At 58.3% G+C, this 14,503-nt stretch carries 22 protein-coding genes; 12 read left to right on the forward strand and 10 right to left on the reverse strand.

The window, feature by feature from the left end:
- Positions 1-197: 197 nt before the first annotated feature.
- Complete coding sequence (locus tag AC0V8S_RS06280; protein ID WP_183464214.1) at positions 198-413, reverse strand: hypothetical protein; 216 nt, start codon at positions 411-413, stop codon at positions 198-200.
- Positions 414-415: 2 nt separating this feature from the next.
- The gene (locus AC0V8S_RS06285) at positions 416-604 is read right to left on the reverse strand and encodes a DUF3606 domain-containing protein (protein WP_475437173.1); all 189 of its coding nucleotides are present in this window, start codon (positions 602-604) and stop codon (positions 416-418) included.
- 127 nt (positions 605-731) lie between these two features.
- Between AC0V8S_RS06285 and AC0V8S_RS06290 the strand changes: the two genes are divergently transcribed.
- Positions 732-1,589 (forward strand): ATP-dependent DNA ligase, encoded by an 858-nt coding sequence (locus AC0V8S_RS06290; protein WP_475437174.1) that lies wholly within the window; start codon positions 732-734, stop codon positions 1,587-1,589.
- Positions 1,590-1,593: 4 nt separating this feature from the next.
- A complete protein-coding gene (locus tag AC0V8S_RS06295) occupies positions 1,594-1,857 on the forward strand; it encodes a PilZ domain-containing protein (protein ID WP_183464211.1) in 264 nt (87 codons plus the stop codon).
- A 33-nt stretch (positions 1,858-1,890) separates the two neighbouring features.
- Here the strand turns inward: AC0V8S_RS06295 and AC0V8S_RS06300 are convergent, their stop codons facing one another.
- Entirely contained in the window at positions 1,891-2,214 is a 324-nt protein-coding gene (locus AC0V8S_RS06300) for a hypothetical protein (protein ID WP_183464210.1), read from the reverse strand.
- 345 nt (positions 2,215-2,559) lie between these two features.
- Between AC0V8S_RS06300 and AC0V8S_RS06305 the strand changes: the two genes are divergently transcribed.
- The 3 genes from AC0V8S_RS06305 to AC0V8S_RS06315 are packed head-to-tail and all read left to right on the forward strand — an operon-like array spanning position 2,560 to position 3,481.
- Positions 2,560-3,036, forward strand: a complete 477-nt coding sequence (locus AC0V8S_RS06305; RefSeq protein WP_183464209.1) for a DUF982 domain-containing protein — start codon at positions 2,560-2,562, stop codon at positions 3,034-3,036.
- 5 nt (positions 3,037-3,041) lie between these two features.
- Positions 3,042-3,263 (forward strand): DUF768 domain-containing protein, encoded by a 222-nt coding sequence (locus tag AC0V8S_RS06310; protein ID WP_183464208.1) that lies wholly within the window; start codon positions 3,042-3,044, stop codon positions 3,261-3,263.
- Between the two features lie 11 nt (positions 3,264-3,274).
- The gene (locus AC0V8S_RS06315; protein ID WP_475437175.1) at positions 3,275-3,481 is read left to right on the forward strand and encodes a hypothetical protein; all 207 of its coding nucleotides are present in this window, start codon (positions 3,275-3,277) and stop codon (positions 3,479-3,481) included.
- Between the two features lie 448 nt (positions 3,482-3,929).
- Here the strand turns inward: AC0V8S_RS06315 and AC0V8S_RS06320 are convergent, their stop codons facing one another.
- From AC0V8S_RS06320 to AC0V8S_RS06330, 3 genes are all read right to left on the reverse strand, one after another.
- The gene (locus AC0V8S_RS06320) at positions 3,930-5,558 is read right to left on the reverse strand and encodes an IS1634 family transposase (protein WP_475437176.1); all 1,629 of its coding nucleotides are present in this window, start codon (positions 5,556-5,558) and stop codon (positions 3,930-3,932) included.
- A 537-nt stretch (positions 5,559-6,095) separates the two neighbouring features.
- Complete coding sequence (locus AC0V8S_RS06325) at positions 6,096-6,263, reverse strand: hypothetical protein (RefSeq protein WP_183464206.1); 168 nt, start codon at positions 6,261-6,263, stop codon at positions 6,096-6,098.
- An 858-nt stretch (positions 6,264-7,121) separates the two neighbouring features.
- Positions 7,122-7,976 (reverse strand): hypothetical protein, encoded by an 855-nt coding sequence (locus AC0V8S_RS06330; RefSeq protein WP_475437177.1) that lies wholly within the window; start codon positions 7,974-7,976, stop codon positions 7,122-7,124.
- A gap of 235 nt (positions 7,977-8,211) precedes the next feature.
- Between AC0V8S_RS06330 and AC0V8S_RS06335 the strand changes: the two genes are divergently transcribed.
- Complete coding sequence (locus tag AC0V8S_RS06335) at positions 8,212-8,544, forward strand: hypothetical protein (RefSeq protein WP_244661897.1); 333 nt, start codon at positions 8,212-8,214, stop codon at positions 8,542-8,544.
- Between the two features lie 315 nt (positions 8,545-8,859).
- Here the strand turns inward: AC0V8S_RS06335 and AC0V8S_RS06340 are convergent, their stop codons facing one another.
- Together AC0V8S_RS06340 and AC0V8S_RS06345 are read right to left on the reverse strand one after the other, a co-directional pair.
- On the reverse strand, positions 8,860-9,324 hold the full coding sequence (locus AC0V8S_RS06340) for a hypothetical protein (protein ID WP_475437178.1): 465 nt from the start codon (positions 9,322-9,324) through the stop codon (positions 8,860-8,862).
- A 449-nt stretch (positions 9,325-9,773) separates the two neighbouring features.
- The gene (locus tag AC0V8S_RS06345; RefSeq protein WP_475437179.1) at positions 9,774-10,016 is read right to left on the reverse strand and encodes a hypothetical protein; all 243 of its coding nucleotides are present in this window, start codon (positions 10,014-10,016) and stop codon (positions 9,774-9,776) included.
- A 110-nt stretch (positions 10,017-10,126) separates the two neighbouring features.
- On the opposite strand from AC0V8S_RS06345, the gene AC0V8S_RS06350 reads away from it, so the two are divergent.
- The 5 genes from AC0V8S_RS06350 (at position 10,127) to AC0V8S_RS06370 (ending at position 11,722) form a co-directional block, all read left to right on the forward strand.
- Positions 10,127-10,384, forward strand: coding sequence for a hypothetical protein (locus tag AC0V8S_RS06350; protein WP_475437180.1), 258 nt, complete (start codon positions 10,127-10,129; stop codon positions 10,382-10,384).
- A gap of 69 nt (positions 10,385-10,453) precedes the next feature.
- On the forward strand, positions 10,454-10,612 hold the full coding sequence (locus AC0V8S_RS06355) for a hypothetical protein (RefSeq protein ID WP_475437181.1): 159 nt from the start codon (positions 10,454-10,456) through the stop codon (positions 10,610-10,612).
- Between the two features lie 51 nt (positions 10,613-10,663).
- On the forward strand, positions 10,664-11,185 hold the full coding sequence (locus AC0V8S_RS06360) for a hypothetical protein (RefSeq protein ID WP_475437182.1): 522 nt from the start codon (positions 10,664-10,666) through the stop codon (positions 11,183-11,185).
- Complete coding sequence (locus AC0V8S_RS06365) at positions 11,182-11,391, forward strand: hypothetical protein (protein WP_475437183.1); 210 nt, start codon at positions 11,182-11,184, stop codon at positions 11,389-11,391. The genes AC0V8S_RS06360 and AC0V8S_RS06365 overlap by 4 nt, the downstream gene beginning before the upstream one ends.
- A 70-nt stretch (positions 11,392-11,461) precedes the next feature.
- Positions 11,462-11,722, forward strand: coding sequence for a hypothetical protein (locus AC0V8S_RS06370; protein ID WP_475437184.1), 261 nt, complete (start codon positions 11,462-11,464; stop codon positions 11,720-11,722).
- 651 nt (positions 11,723-12,373) lie between these two features.
- Here the strand turns inward: AC0V8S_RS06370 and AC0V8S_RS06375 are convergent.
- Positions 12,374-12,595: a hypothetical protein gene (locus tag AC0V8S_RS06375; RefSeq protein WP_258589702.1), complete on the reverse strand. Its 222-nt coding sequence runs from the start codon at positions 12,593-12,595 to the stop codon at positions 12,374-12,376.
- A 323-nt stretch (positions 12,596-12,918) separates the two neighbouring features.
- Between AC0V8S_RS06375 and AC0V8S_RS06380 the strand changes: the two genes are divergently transcribed.
- Positions 12,919-13,365: a Ros/MucR family transcriptional regulator gene (locus AC0V8S_RS06380; RefSeq protein ID WP_475437185.1), complete on the forward strand. Its 447-nt coding sequence runs from the start codon at positions 12,919-12,921 to the stop codon at positions 13,363-13,365.
- Positions 13,366-13,707: 342 nt separating this feature from the next.
- On the opposite strand, the gene AC0V8S_RS06385 is transcribed toward AC0V8S_RS06380, so the two are convergent.
- Complete coding sequence (locus AC0V8S_RS06385; protein WP_475437186.1) at positions 13,708-13,989, reverse strand: hypothetical protein; 282 nt, start codon at positions 13,987-13,989, stop codon at positions 13,708-13,710.
- Positions 13,990-14,503: the final 514 nt, after the last annotated feature.

A 14,503-nucleotide genomic window follows, 5' to 3' on the forward strand; every position in this document is an offset into this window, starting at 1 on the left:
GATCGTTATCTTGAGACGGCAGGGAACATGATGATCTTAGCGCCGTCTTCAGGGTCCAGCGGTTTGTGCCCTGGCCCTTCATGATAGAGAACCTGCCGCAAATCGCGCTGATCAACCGACTGTCCGCAGTGGGGACAGGCCCGGCGCGCTGCCCTGGCGCTTGCGGGGAATGGGCGGGCCAAGGTCTGATAGCTTCGTCATTTTGCAAAGTCTTTCCGTGTTTCGGCCACGCTAAACTCGTAGATCGCCCCTTCACGCTCCTCGACGACGCGATACCAGTACGGTTGTAAGCCTCGACGTGAGACGGGCCGGCCGGCGATCCTTTCGGCTGCCTTTGGGGGATTTTCGTCCTCCACACTTTCGCAGGATAGAACTTCGTCACCGTACATTTTTTCTACCTGATAGACCGGCATGACTACCCGTCCTTAAGTGCTTTGGCTTCCCGCTCCAGGGTGTCGCGATCATTGCCGTGCTTTGCGATCAGCTCCCGGACCTGTGGGATAGACAGGCCGAATTTGCTGGCGAAATAGCCGACCTCGTATTCCTGGTCCCCGCTCACTTGGCTTCGGTCCTGATAGCCAAGCTTGTTCTTGTCGTCAGTCATCGTGGTTCTCCCAGCCTGCCATCGACCGCAACGTGCGCCACGCCGATTTGTTTCGCTGGGCATTTCCAATGTCGGAACTATTTTAGCAAAGGCTTATTTAATGGCTTGGCTTGTGTGAGTTCCGTATATGCGTTTGAAGTTCGTCGCGCCGTTGATGCCGACCCTTGTTGAGCAGCCTCCCGAAGGTGACGGCTGGATTCACGAGGTCAAGTTCGACGGATATCGCTCGCAAATGATCATCGACGAAGAGGGGACACGCATCTACACGCGCAACGGCCACGACTGGACGGCCAAATATCGCGACCTGGTGCAGGAGGCGAAGACCCTCGGCGCCGAAAGCGCCATCGTCGACGGTGAGATCATCGTGCTGAACGAAGCCGGCCTGTCCGACTTCGGCGAATTGCGCAAGGCGATCACGCGGCGGCAGCATGACCTGTATTTCGTCGCCTTCGACCTGCTGCATCTCAATGGCCACGATCTGCGCGACTTGGCGCTCGAGGAGCGGCGCGAGATCCTGGCCAACATGATCGAGCCCGGCGGCCGCATCCAGTTCAGCGAGCCTCTGCCCGGCGAAGCCAAGGCGATCTTTCATCTGCTCGACAAAGCCGGCCTTGAAGGAATGGTATCGAAGCGGCGCGGCAGCAAATACCGCAGCGGCCCGTCGACGAACTGGTTGAAGGCGAAATGCTATTCCGTTGATGAGTATGATCTGCTCGGCGTCGAACGCGAGGCGGGAAAGCCTGCCTTCGCCTTGATGGCGGATCGGGTGACCGGGCGCTATGTCGGTTCGGCCTTCATCAATCCCAGCCGCGCGATCCGCGAACGGCTATGGCAGCGCGTCCAGGAGCACGCCGGCTCAGCGCCGAAGGGGATGAAGCGGCCGGCGACGCAATGGGTCAAGCCGGGCATCATCGGCCGCGTGAAGCACTTGCGCGGCGAGGAGGATTTGCGGCACGCTTCGTTGCAGGATTTTCGCGAGGAATGATAAGATGAGCGGCAATCCGGATGATTCACCAATTGAACGACGCTCGCATCTCCGGACGGCTGTTCTAAAAGATGGGGCCATCATCACCGAAGATGTGAACATCGCTTGCTCCGTCAGAAATCAGCACGCCCATGGTGCGGAGCTACGAGTGGAGCCGGGCGTGGTTGCTCCCGAGCGGTTCGTCCTGCACGTCCATGCAGATGGTGTCGAATATCGTGCCGTGGTGCGGTGGAGAAGGAACGAACGGCTTGGCGTGCAGATTTATTGAAGGATGCTGGCACCTCCGGCGCAAGGGTAAGGGCTAGTCCGCCAAGAACGGCTTTCCTTGACCGCTGGTTTGACTCGAACCTGTGAGCAATTCACGGACCCAGTTGAGAAGGTCGAGGCGGTCCGAGGTATTGGTGTCGTCGTCCTGTACCGCGCTATAGGCCCGCTGGAAGCGTTCCAGAACGCGGTCCGTGAATTCGGGATCGGTTGTGCTGATCTCTTGAATTAGACAGGTGACCAGGATCGCAATCCCCACCTTGGTGTCCTGCAATTGGTCGTCGATCGTGCTGTTGGATGCCATCATCACTTCCTTGGTGCCCAGCGCGATTTGAGCAATTTTGTAAAAGCTCAGCAACATTAGAACACTCCGCCTCGGGTTTCAGCGCTGATCTCGGCTACGCGCGCCAAAGGCTTTCGCTCGATCCGCAGAAGAATCCGGCGGGGCGGAGGATGGTCGTCACCGGTTAAGCGAAAGCGCCGAGCTTCACGCATTTGCGCAATATTTTGATAGCGCAGCAATTTTATGAAAACTCCGGCCCTACGGTTGCATCAGGGCAGGACCGTACTGGGCCACAACTTCTCGCAGTCTTTTGCCCTCAGGCTGGGGTGCCCGGTTCTGAAGGAGGACGAAACGTGAGCACGCGCGGCGTGGATGGAACGAGTTGTCGTTTCCTTCGTTCGCTTGGACATCGAGGGCCAAGGCATGCGCGATCCGTTCTTTGGGGAACCCGTGATCATTGAGGCGGCGACGCCGGGCGCGTATCGCACAATCGTCAGCGTGTCTGAGGCGGCGATTTTTATGATGGAGCGATGGCCCGCCGAGCACGGGTCGCTCTACCGAGCTGCGCTGCAAGCCTGTACAGGTCAGATCAATACCTCAGAAGAGATCGAAATGGCCCGCCAGGCCTTTCTCGCTGCGGTACAAGAAGCCGGCATGGTGGTCTTGCAATCTGAACCAAAGCCACAGGCAACGCGTAGAACTCCATCAAATCTAAACTTAGCTGGAAACGGTAAGCGGAAGAACCGGGCGAGGATGGAAGAAGAGGAGGCCTTTCTTGTCCGGTTCCTCGCGCGCGAGACGGGAATTACCGAGGCGCAGGCCAGAGAACTCATCAACGTGGTTGGCACCGACCGTTCGTCCTTGCTCCGCGAGGCCAGGCTATTGAAGGGGCAACATTAGGCCAAATGAGCACGCGCGGCGTAGACTTCCTCGACAAATGGCTTGCCAACAACGTCCCCGAGACGACGAAGGCAGATGTCATCTCGGTTGACGAGCTTACCAACCAGCTGTTGGCCGACGCCGGAGCGATCGGTATCAAGCGCATAGAGATAGACGAGGAAGTCGACAGCCTCTACCGCACGATCCTCGATGCTATCGTGCACTACGACCCGGGACTGCCCGAATGAGCGCCCGTGGGATGGACTTCCTCAACAATTGGGTGGCGGAACATTTGCCGATTGCCAGCACAGGCGACCCAATCGCCGCCAGCGACTTGGCAGATCAAATGATGAAAGCCGCCCAGGAAGCAGGGATCAAGCCTGACGAGATCAATGAAGAGGTCTGGAGCGTTTTCGAAGTCATCTTCGAGGCGTTACATCGACACGACGGCAGCCGAACGGGTTGACTCGTTCCCAGTCCGTTCCGAGATGTGATGGTTTATGCACAGATTCGACGCACCCATAAAACTGTCAGGGTGTAATTAAGGTCTCGCTCACGGCCCAAGCGCATCATCGCCATGTGGCCATCTCCATGGCCCTGTCCCTACGCTTTAGCCCGACGCCATACCCTCGGCGGCGGGCTTTTTATTGACTGGCAGTGCAGCAGTAGGAATATTGTCCTTGGGTGGGGCGACTCTCAAAAGGTGTCGCGATGGCTAGGACGAAACTTTCAAAGGAACTCTCTCAAGAAGAGATTGACCGCTTTCCTGGTGGCTGCGGAGGCGCTACACAAAAGCATCGTACAACCGCTGCTGTCGCCAAGCCCCACTTCAACACCGCCTGTAAGAATATGTTATTATATCAGCACGTTAGGCGCGCGCCGGCGCGTGTTACCACTACATTTTGGGGATGATCTCAGGCGAGTTGTTCGTCGAGGTTGTGTGGCAGAGCGATGCCAGCTGCCTTGAAGACGTTGCCCACTTGGCCCGTAACGTGGGTTCTGGTGGTGACGATGCGACCATCCTTTTCGATGGTGGCTTCCTGGAGGCGGTCGAGATCGCGTAGAAGCGGCTGCCATTCGGGCGTCAGGCCTTTGGCCCGGCAGAGGCGGTACAGTTCCTTGCTGAGTACGAGCCCCAGGAACGAGCAAAACACATGCCCGCGGATGGCGGCATCGGATTGGTGGAAGATCGGCCGGGTATTGAAGGTTGCCTTGGCGGCGCGGAACAGGCTCTCGACCTCGAGCAAATCGCGATACCGCAGCACGGCCTGGAGCGGGGTCACCTTCGCGTTGGTCCGCACCACGGTGATGCCGTCGTACCGGGCTTCCTCGGCAAGCTTGCCGACATCGATCTTGAAGTTCTTGCCGCTGGCCTTGAGGTAACGCCGGTAGGCCGAGTTGCCGACCAGTGCCTTGTCGCCCTTCTTGAGCTGTGCCTCGAGGCCGGCGATGATCGCCTGGCGGTCGGCCTTGTCCTTCTCGGCCTCGGCGTCATTGCGGCTGACGATATAGCGGTCTTTACCGACCTTGACCTCTTTGACCCACAACTGAGTTTCACCGCGCTGGCGCTCGAGAACGAGCGGAACCATCGGTGCCGCGTCATTGAGCACGACGTTGTGGATCACGCTGCTCGAGCGTTCGCGGGCCCCCAGAATGTATTCCATGCCCAGCTTTTCGAGCGCGGCGATGGTATCGGCGCTGATCATGCCGCGATCGGCGACAACGCAGGCGCGTGTGACGCCGAAGCGCGTTCGCAGCCGATCGACCACCGGCAACAGGACGGTCACGTCAGCGGTGTTGCCAGGCACCATCTCGGTGCAGATCGGCCGGCCCTCGGCATCAACGACCAGCGCCAGGATCATTTGCGCCAGATCGGGGCGGAAGTCCTTGGAATGCCCGCGCTTGCCCAGCGTCTCGCCGCCCGCGCCGTAGAAGGACAACGAGGTGGTGTCCATGAACACAAGGCTGAGGTCGGTGAACAGGTCCTGCCGGCGCGCGAAGAGCTTTTCCTCGATCGCGTCTTTCACGCAGCGCGCCACCAGCGCGCCTTGCGCCTTTTCGCCGAGTTCCTCGCCCAGCCACGCCATTGCCCGGTAAAAGTGATGGAGCGCCAGACCCTCGGCGCCCTCGATACCATAATCGGCCATCCAGTTCGCGCAGTCGCGGTCCGAGCCCGAGACGAACAGCCGATGCAGCGTGCCAACGAACACCGCCCGTTCCACCGCAAAGCCGAACTGGCGCCCTTCCAGCACCTCTTCCAGCACCCCGCCGATCCCGAGCCGCTCCCACAGCCGCCCGAACAACAGCGGACCGCCGATGCGGCGAGAGGCAATTCGCCCCGCGTCAATGTCGGACAGGATGAGGCTGCGTTCGCCATGGCGCGCAATCGAAGCCGCCAATCTGTCAAGTTCGCCGCTGGCAACCAGCGCATCCTTGCGGCCCAGCGCCTTTATCGTGCGCTGGCGAACGGTTTTGCCGTCGCGGACACTTTCCACGAGGTAGAGATAGCGGTGGCCGCGCGCGACTCTCTCGACGACAAACATGCCAGCGTTGTTAGTGAATAAATGCCGTCAAATCCATACAGAACCGGGATGACAGCACAAATGTTGTTACCACACATTTTCGCGCCGAAAACTCAAGGCGAGTGAATTCAATAGCTTAACGGACAGCGTTCGCCATCCGTTCACCTCCAACTGTTCAAGTCGGGCCAAGCAGCGCTCATTACCGTGCCCTTCAGTCCGCCCACGAAGCGCTGTTGAAATCGATCGTCGTGGTCACCGGCAGGGATGCTCCGTTCATTCGATGGAACCTCACGGGACCTGCGCAAAAGCATATCGGAACCTAACCGCGTGCGTGCTAGCCTTGCCCGATGGCCACGCGGCGCTACGATATCAAAGAAGAACACGACGGATCGTGGGCTGTCGTCGACGTATTCACGGGCCTTCCGTATGAGCGCGGCGCGCTGGCGCTAGAAGGAATGTCGCTTCTGCAGGCTATCGACCTGGCCGACTTTCTAAATTCCTTGGACAGAGGACGGCGAGCGTCACGCGGTGATTTCAGGCGGTAGGGCCAGACGGCCCCTACCGCACGTTTCGCAGCGCCAGCACCGCTTCGACTAATGTCTCGCGATCATTGCCAAGTACCCTGATCAGATCGCGCAGTTGTTCACGAGTGATGCCGTTTTCCACGGCAAAAACCGCATCCTCATGAACCTCGACGACTTCGCGCTTCGGCTGCTTTTTGGTCATGAACCCCACCCCTGGTTGCGACCAATTTAGCGCAAAGGCGATATTTCGTCGACCACAAATAACGAAGCGGCCCGGCAGTCGTCGTTGGGGTGTTGTATTGACTGGCCGCCGGGCCTGGCCGACTCATCCGCGGCGAGCCGACCAGCGCGACCGTAATATTAGCAGGTCTGCAACATAACCCCGCGCTGGCGTTTTCCCCCGGTATCGTCCCATTTTGGGACGGGCGTTCTGGCATTGCTCTTGCGTCGGACAGTGTGCCGGTTGATCCCGGTCCTGATCGCGTACACTGATCAGGTTGTAGGCTCGCCGGGCTTGAGGTTGTTGGGGTCTTCGTCCGGCGAGCTTGCCGTCTCAGGGCTTTTGTTTTGAAGCTCTGTACTCAGCTTCCCACGGCAACGCGTCGAAGTCGGGCTTGTGGCCTCCGGCTCGGTATGCGTCCTGGGCGATGTAACTGGCTTTGGCCCGCTCCACGATGCAGGCAAACGGTGGATTCCCCGGGCATCGGTAAAGGCCTACTGCTCTTTCCATACGAGAAGGTGTCCCACGGATGCTCACGCATGTCGCCGTTCATTGTGATGAAGGCAACAGGAAGACGATTGCAGCGGCCCGGCGCGCACTTGTCGGGCAGTAGCGCACCGGACCTAACCGGCGAGGCTTCGAGGGGCGGGCGCCGGCTGGCAAATATATGTGCCAATGCTAATATATAAGAAGCATGCGAATGAAGGAACCAAGGGCAAAGGCCAGCGGATGACCGATAGGCCCGTCACTAACCTACATCGTGGGCGTGTTCCGCACTTCCCCGTCCCGAATTTGAAGTGAAGGGCGCCGCCCGGTCCCCGGACGACGCAGCTTCAAATGCTAAGCGACCAAACGGATTGTTGTGCGCCGCTTTTTTGTGCTCCGAAACCATACAATGGCAAGCGCTTTGAAGAACGGCAGCTTGTGCGCGTGCGCGTAAACCTTGGCGTCCTCTTCGGCGGTAAGATAGAGGTTTGCCATGGTCTTGGTAAGCTCCTCAGGATCGAACCGCTGGTTGAATTCTTTGTGGGTCATTAGCAACTCAGCAGCTCTGATCTGGGGGCTGGTGATTGGCGCAAAATCCGCGTTCGCTAGAACCTCCAATATCCGGCGCGCACCCACTGCCGTTTGGCGGTTAACGAGGCCGCTGATTGTTGCAATGGCGATTGTTTCACGAGCGCGATATTTCGAGGCGGCCGGCGGCGTAGTGATAACCTTTATGCCGGCTCTGGCGCACACCAATTCAACCGTCATGGCATCCTCGTCACCAGATACGACTGCTGCCTGATGAAGCTGAAGCGGGGTAATTCCGACCCGCTGGGTATTCTGGCCAACGAACGCGGCCGCCTGCGCCTGGTTGTCAGGTGCATCGACAATCATCACCGCTATCATGCCAACATGCGGATTGCTCGCCGCTGCAATGGCGGTGTGCTGGCCATCGAGGACTTTCAAAACTGTCGCACCGTTTTCGTCGAGAGCGTAGGCGCATACCGGAGGCTTGAATTTCGTCCAACAGAACTGCTCGACGATCTTGCGGATTTGCTTACGTCCGCGCTCGCTCACTTGGCGCTGGTAGCTGTGATCTACGTAGAGCGTTGTCGGGTCTACGCGCTCGCAAATCGGCTCGCCAGTCTGCGGTAAATTCGGCGAAAGGTCTGTGATCTTGATAGCGAGTATCGGCTTCAACTTTTCCATGGGAACTGCCTTCTGCGAACGCCCTTCCTGGGCAGGACCGCACACTCACGAGCGGGTAAGAAAGGGTTCGCAGGCAGGCGGACCAATCGCCACTTTACCAAAGTCGACCCCACAGAATCCTTGCTAACAACCCACGGATGGCCGAAAATTTGGTGAAGGAATGGTTGAAGGCCATTGCCAGCATGGTCTTTTCCGGCACAGTTTCGTGAGCCTTCCAAGCGGGTAAAAACTCACCTTGGCCGATATCAGCCGCTTCGCGAGGAGATGGACAATCAGGACCTTCATCAACGGAACAGAGGATGAAACCGTACGTTCTGTGTTGAACAAGGGAGCAAACGAAATGATACGCAAAATCGCAATCGCTACGGCGCTTATCAGTCAGTTTACTATGTCGGCTTTTGGGGCCACCGAACAGTGGTGGGTGGCGAAAGACGCTGTCTCGAAGCAGTGTGAGGTTGTCACGAAGAAGCCAGACGGGACCCTTGTGATCGACCTGGCGAAGACCACATACAAAAGCGAGGCGGAAGCGAATGCTGCAATGAAAAAAATGCCACGCTGCAAGAAATAATTATATTCGACGAATTATCTGACCAGTTCGAACGATCTTGAACGTACTATCGTCGATCTGTACGATGTCAAAGCCTTGCAACGTGCTGTACTTTTTCGACCCCTTTGCCGATTGAGGCGGCCCGCTTACCGGCCGCAATTCTACAATCGTAAGGCGCTCGATAACGGTATGCGCAGTCCCGTAATCGGCTTTCGCTTGGAAGCGGCCCGATTCAATAATCCTCATAAGCCTCACTCCCTATCGGGTGGGCTGAATTCTCTAGCTACCCGGACCCGCGTTGTCGCCGACTTGAAAAACAATTCCTCGTTGTCATTGTCATAAACAGTCATTTCCCACTGCATCCTTTTCGGCGGTATAGGACAGCGGCCAGCCGAAACGCGCGCTGGTGAGCAGTTCAGAGATAGCGCAGACCGAGGCTGTCGAGCCGCTTCTTCTGACGTCGTAGCCGGCGGAGCAAAAGCCGCAATGGACGCGAAGGGCGGTTAGGATCACAACGGCCAGGACACAGCCGCCGCCCAATGCCGCAGTCCCCGCAGAAGGAGCCTCCGTCCGGTAGATGGCATATACGACGATCCCGATCGCCCAGGCAGCGGCTATCACCGCGTAGGCGACGAATCCGCCGCACTGATCCTCAAGGTGAAGTTCCTCGTACATCATATGGCGGGAAACCTGCTCGATCGCGTAGTCATCCCAAGGGTCGCGCTTCGGCGGCCCTGTAGGCCTCGCTGGCATCGGAGCATTCAACTGAGCCTCGACATCATCCCAATTTGGCTCGTCCATACTAGGCCCTCCCTGTTCATTTCGGGCAACGTGTCACACGATCCCTATCCGAAGCCGGCAAAGGATGGAGTATTCGCAGTATACGCGCAAGCTTCGCCCCGGAAGGGCGCAGATCATGCTGCGTAATGTTACGCGGCGGCTAGAACATCACTCAATGTCCCATCGTCAGGATTTATCACGTCTACTCGACCAGAGGATCCTAAAGAGATTTCGCAGACGATATGCGCCCGATCGCTTGAGAATAAAGCATTCAAAATCAGCGCTGTGCCGGTTGGCAGTGGCGGCTCGGCATCTTCCCTCATTCTCTGAACGTGCGGCGTCGAGGAGAGCATGCTCGATAGCAGACCTTTTACGGGCCTCAGGAACAGCAATTCCAAAGTACATTGCCGCAACAGCAAGACCAGTTGCGAGCGTAGAGATCGAGATCACCATCGGCACCGTGACCTCCTTCATTTCTTAAGCCTCACCCCGGCGCCGCCGCCGTTTTCTGGGATGAAGACGACGCCAGCCGTCTCCAGCGCGCTCTGTACTTTTGAAACGGTGTCGAGCCCGCTAACAAGAATCTCGGCGCCTCGCGCTTCCATATTGCGGATCGTATTCACGTTGACGCCGGATCGGACTGCAAGCTGTTCCTGATTGAGAGACGCCAGCGCCCGCGCCGCCTTCAACTGATTGCCCGTTCGAAGGCTCATTGTGTTTTTTACCTATTCCAGTGTTGACGTCACCTAATGGCGATGGTACATAATGCATTAGGTGAAATACACAAGCAATAGGTGCCGCCTTGGTTAATCGCTCGCAGATCATGAAGGCAGCCTGGGCCAAGTGGAGCGCCCATTTCTCGGCGCGCCCTCACCTGGTTCGCAAGCTCAACCGGTCTGACTTCGGCTTCTATCTGGCTCAGGCGTGGAGGGAAGCCAAGGTGACGAGGATGACCGAGACAGAAAACCGCGCCGAGCGCATCGCCGTCGAGATCGATCGCCTGAAATACCAGTCCCTCCGGGTCAATATCGAACCACGTCGTCGTCAACTCCAAACAGAGCTTACCGCGCTCGCCGGATAAGCGAGCTAACCGCAAAATCGTCAGGAGACCCCAAATGCCGAACACCTCTGTTCGGCAACCGCCGAAGGCATGCCCACTCTCAACCGTCGCACCGCCCTTGCCGTCACCAGCGCAGGGATCGTCTCTGCGATCACCGTTCTTTCGACGCCTGCCAAGGCTATGCCCGCCGAGGCCGCGCCAGTCTCCACCGAATTGCTGGCGTTGATTGATGCCAAGCATGCCGCATAGGCCCGTTTCGAAGAGGCGATCGATCGCGCCACCCCTCTGGAAGACGCGTATTTGCCAAAGGGGAAGGAACTGTATGTTCCGCTGTCGATCGGAGGCGGGCAGTCGCACAGCCTTCGCTATTCGGAACTGGAGCGGGTGGAAGACGATCTGCGCGACGACATCAAGCGCCGCTACCGTGAGCAGGCGCAGAAATTGATCGCGTTGCATAAGGTCGCCCCCGATCTTGCGAAGCAATCAACCGCAGCGCTCCGAAACGCTGAGCAGTTCGATCTGCGGGCATTGAAGCGCCTCATCAAGGAAGAGCGCGCAAGGCGCACCGCTGTCGGCCTTGAGCAGGCTCTTCAAGAGCGCGACGCGGCTTCCGACGCCGAGCGCAGTTCGATCAACGCCGTCTGCGCCTACCGGTGCACCAGCATGGAAGAACATCGGATCAAGGCAGAATTCTTGCTGGAATTCTGCACTGGCCGATATGGCGACCTCCAGTCTGAAGACATTGACACGCTGCTCTGGTCGTTCCTGCCGGTCGAGGCATTGGAAGCTGCCATTAAGGCTTCGGAAGGCGGTGCCGCATGAGCGCCGCCCCAGCCCGCAATGAGAGTTTCGACGCGGTCAGCAGCATGGAAAAGCCGTTGGCGGTCGCCAAGGATTTGGCGGTCGCGCTTGCGATGCTCGCGGAGACAATGGGCGACGACCAAGGCGGTGTTGTCCAGCGGCTTGCATGGCTGGCGGGGAGAGCATCGCAGCAGCCGAAGCTCTTCGCTGCGACTTGTTCCGGCTGACGCACCCCAGGCGCGAGCACTTCGAAAAGACTGGATGGCCAGGCGACGAGAAAGTCGGGAGTGCATGAAGATGAAGACCGTTCTCAATCCCAAATATCCCGGCTCGGAAGCGGTCGACGAGGTCGATCACGCCCTAGATCTCCTACGCGTGGCGCGGCTGGCGATCTGCGCACATGACACCGATCCGTCCAACGTCTCGAACGAGGACATTGCGTCAATCGGCTACGTGCTGATCTATGCGATGGATATCCTCAAGCCCGTCCGCGAAATGCTGAACACGCAAGGGGCGGCGGATATGAAGGCGTTCCGCGCCGCCGCTGGCAACGCCTGAAAGTCAACACTCTGTTGGCTCTTTGGCCCGCTGCTTCGGTGGCGGGTCTTTAAGTTGGACGCCGTCGGAACAAAGAGAATGGCTATTTAGTTTCAGGTGACGGAGGAACTGATGCCAAATCAAGCCAAAGAGCCACGGCCGGCACCCGACCCAAATAACAGGCCGGTCGTTCGATGACGAAGCAGCCCCGGAGCCTAAACATATCGATCCGCCTCCGCGAGACGTGCTAGAGGCGAGGCACCGGTGCCAATCCAAACGGCAGATAAAATTCCTAGCCGCGTTTGAAATTACACGGCGCGCTTGTCGCGTTCGGCCTCGCCGTCCTATAGCTTACCGGAAAAGCATGTGCCGGGGCGTGCGTATGGCAGAGTCATTGATCTTCATCGCTCCCGATCCCCTTCCATGTCGCGTGGACCTGCCGATAGTCGCAGGAAACCTTGGGCCGGGAGTTCATCCTAGTTCGAGGGGTTTCCGCTCACTAAAGGATGCGTTGCTGTACTAGATCCCACAGCCACTTGCGCTTGTCGCCCTTCATTGTGATGAAGCTTTCAGCCTCTAGGAGCGTCACGGGCGCGCGTTTCTGCCGGCCGCTGTCCTACACCGGCGAAGCGTCTTCCGCGGCCTGGCGCCCGCCTACGCCTGGCTCGGCTCTTAATTGTGGTTGTCCAACAAGAGAGCAAGCTTTCTGGTTGCGGCGCTTTCTAAGATCAGTTCCTCCAAACCGCTGTCGCCGACGTGCGATTTGTTGACGCGACGCCTGATTACACGGAGCGCTTCAGATATCGAAACTGCGGTGGTCTTCGCGTGATCATCCAGATATCGGCCGACTTCAATCACGGCATCTGCATCGATGTCGAATGGTAATTCTCGCATGGCACCCTCCCGCGGCGAACCTTACGAGAGCGTACAACTGCCAGCCGAAACACAGCATCATCAATAAGGATGAAGCCCGCGCTTCAATGTTCCACTGTCTTCAACAAAGCCACGCCAGCACCTCTCGCGCCATCGGAACAAAGACCGCCAACCCGCTGCCTCAAGGTGGCGGGCGTTCGCTATTTTTGGGGGCTATCATCGGGATCAGCGGGCGCTTCATCCTGAAGGGCGATCGCTTCGCCGACTATCGAGTCGCGAAGAGCGTTGCGCCGTTGAAGTCCCTAAAGTAATAGCTCTCCGGCGAACAAGGGACCAATCAGCCTATGACCGACGACACTGACAACAGAGCAGCGGAACTCATCGAGCTAACCGCAGATATTGTCTCCGCCTACGTAAGCAAGAACCCCGTGCCGGCTACTGGCCTGCCGGACCTAATTGCATCCGTTCACTTGTCGCTGTCCGGACTTGGCGGACCGATCGCGCCTGCAGTCGAAGCGCCCACCCCTGCGGTAAACCCCAAGAAATCTGTGTTCCCCGATTTCATCATCTGCCTCGAAGACGGCAAAAAATTCAAATCCCTGAAGCGCCACCTACGGGTCGATTTCGGCATCACGCCAGACGAATATCGATCTAAATGGAGCCTGCCGCGCGACTATCCGATGGTGGCGCCAAATTACGCGGCGGCACGCTCCGCGCTTGCAAAGGCTAGCGGTTTGGGCCGCAAGGCTGCTCCCCTTAAAGCACCTGCCAAGCGGAAGGCCAAGTCGTAGTCCATCACCACATGACGTCGCGGAAAGACTCAGATATGTCCGAAAGGCGCGACGGACCTATACCGTCTGGCCCGGCGCTGCGCCTTCCGCTCCCACTTGGTGCTGCCGAGCACGTTCGATAAGCGCGAACAGTGCACCGCCGCCATAACCGAACATCAGAAACAGCCGACCCCGACAGGCTGGTCGCTGCAATGCATATCAGCGCCTCACCGTTCACCGACAACGGGTCAGCAGAGTAGGCAGTGAGAGTGCAAAAAAAGGCCCGTACCTAAAGTACGAGCCCAATCACTACGGGACCCGGCAAAGGGCGTGAGAGCTACCGGGCGCCACATCACGTTATTCTCAGCCGCCCATCTTCTTCGCCATCGCGCAGAAATCCGCGTGCGACTTGTTAATCGTGGTATCGCCGCAGTCTTTCAGCACCGCTTTCTGCTCGTCGGGTTTCATGGCCGTCCATGCGGTCTTGAAATCCTTTTCCGACCTCAACGTTTTCATGCCGGCATCGGTGAAAAATGGCGACATCTTTGCCGGATCGTCAAGCGCGGATGTATTGCCAGCGGCGAGCGCTGAGCCAGTCATCATTGCAAGCGCAATCACGCCCATCGTGAGCATCTTGATGTTCATTTGAATATCTCCCTTGGTCCACACAAACGTGACCGCAAGAGCAACGTGCCTCCCCGACCCCAGTTCCAGCGCCAGCAAGGCTTATTTTGCAAGGTCTTGACGAAGGCGAATGGTTGGTTCGCGGTGGCGCCCCGAAAAGCCACCTAGTTCCCAACTGGCGTTGACTATTTTCCCAGAATAGCGAAAAGCCCGCGCCTCTGGCGGAGAACGCGGGCCGATCGGAGGCCCGATCTTCGGCAGGCGATGGAGGGCACCACCTTACCGCCAATGCACAATTAGAGATGACTAATGTTCCGTCAAGCTGCGGCAGCGCATATCCACCGCGCTCGTCAGTCAGCCAAGCCGGCATCGCTTGCGGGGCGGTTCAGCGGTGCTAAAATGGACACGCGGCGGTACCCCTATTGACAGGACAACCCCTGTTGACGATGTCGCAGTGACCGACGCGGGCACTGTCGTCACCGGAGTCCGCGTCGGTCATTTGATGGCCAGCTAGCGCCGCCATCGACCAACCGAA

The sequence above is a fragment of the Mesorhizobium oxytropidicola genome (assembly GCF_056174625.1).

What these genes read in the sequence shown, in the direction of transcription:
- AC0V8S_RS06280 (WP_183464214.1), bottom strand. Translation starts at nt 413, where the DNA reads ATGCCGGTCTATCAGGTAGAAAAAATGTACGGTGACGAAGTTCTATCC.
- AC0V8S_RS06350 (WP_475437180.1), top strand. Translation starts at nt 10,127, where the DNA reads ATGAAGGCAGCCTGGGCCAAGTGGAGCGCCCATTTCTCGGCGCGCCCT.
- AC0V8S_RS06375 (WP_258589702.1), bottom strand. Translation starts at nt 12,595, where the DNA reads ATGCGAGAATTACCATTCGACATCGATGCAGATGCCGTGATTGAAGTC.
- AC0V8S_RS06345 (WP_475437179.1), bottom strand. Translation starts at nt 10,016, where the DNA reads ATGAGCCTTCGAACGGGCAATCAGTTGAAGGCGGCGCGGGCGCTGGCG.
- AC0V8S_RS06385 (WP_475437186.1), bottom strand. Translation starts at nt 13,989, where the DNA reads ATGAACATCAAGATGCTCACGATGGGCGTGATTGCGCTTGCAATGATG.
- AC0V8S_RS06380 (WP_475437185.1), top strand. Translation starts at nt 12,919, where the DNA reads ATGACCGACGACACTGACAACAGAGCAGCGGAACTCATCGAGCTAACC.
- AC0V8S_RS06340 (WP_475437178.1), bottom strand. Translation starts at nt 9,324, where the DNA reads ATGGACGAGCCAAATTGGGATGATGTCGAGGCTCAGTTGAATGCTCCG.
- AC0V8S_RS06310 (WP_183464208.1), top strand. Translation starts at nt 3,042, where the DNA reads ATGAGCACGCGCGGCGTAGACTTCCTCGACAAATGGCTTGCCAACAAC.
- AC0V8S_RS06295 (WP_183464211.1), top strand. Translation starts at nt 1,594, where the DNA reads ATGAGCGGCAATCCGGATGATTCACCAATTGAACGACGCTCGCATCTC.
- AC0V8S_RS06305 (WP_183464209.1), top strand. Translation starts at nt 2,560, where the DNA reads ATGCGCGATCCGTTCTTTGGGGAACCCGTGATCATTGAGGCGGCGACG.
- AC0V8S_RS06365 (WP_475437183.1), top strand. Translation starts at nt 11,182, where the DNA reads ATGAGCGCCGCCCCAGCCCGCAATGAGAGTTTCGACGCGGTCAGCAGC.
- AC0V8S_RS06300 (WP_183464210.1), bottom strand. Translation starts at nt 2,214, where the DNA reads ATGTTGCTGAGCTTTTACAAAATTGCTCAAATCGCGCTGGGCACCAAG.
- AC0V8S_RS06315 (WP_475437175.1), top strand. Translation starts at nt 3,275, where the DNA reads ATGGACTTCCTCAACAATTGGGTGGCGGAACATTTGCCGATTGCCAGC.
- AC0V8S_RS06325 (WP_183464206.1), bottom strand. Translation starts at nt 6,263, where the DNA reads ATGACCAAAAAGCAGCCGAAGCGCGAAGTCGTCGAGGTTCATGAGGAT.
- AC0V8S_RS06285 (WP_475437173.1), bottom strand. Translation starts at nt 604, where the DNA reads ATGACTGACGACAAGAACAAGCTTGGCTATCAGGACCGAAGCCAAGTG.
- AC0V8S_RS06320 (WP_475437176.1), bottom strand. Translation starts at nt 5,558, where the DNA reads ATGTTTGTCGTCGAGAGAGTCGCGCGCGGCCACCGCTATCTCTACCTC.
- AC0V8S_RS06355 (WP_475437181.1), top strand. Translation starts at nt 10,454, where the DNA reads ATGCCCACTCTCAACCGTCGCACCGCCCTTGCCGTCACCAGCGCAGGG.
- AC0V8S_RS06330 (WP_475437177.1), bottom strand. Translation starts at nt 7,976, where the DNA reads ATGGAAAAGTTGAAGCCGATACTCGCTATCAAGATCACAGACCTTTCG.
- AC0V8S_RS06290 (WP_475437174.1), top strand. Translation starts at nt 732, where the DNA reads ATGCGTTTGAAGTTCGTCGCGCCGTTGATGCCGACCCTTGTTGAGCAG.
- AC0V8S_RS06370 (WP_475437184.1), top strand. Translation starts at nt 11,462, where the DNA reads ATGAAGACCGTTCTCAATCCCAAATATCCCGGCTCGGAAGCGGTCGAC.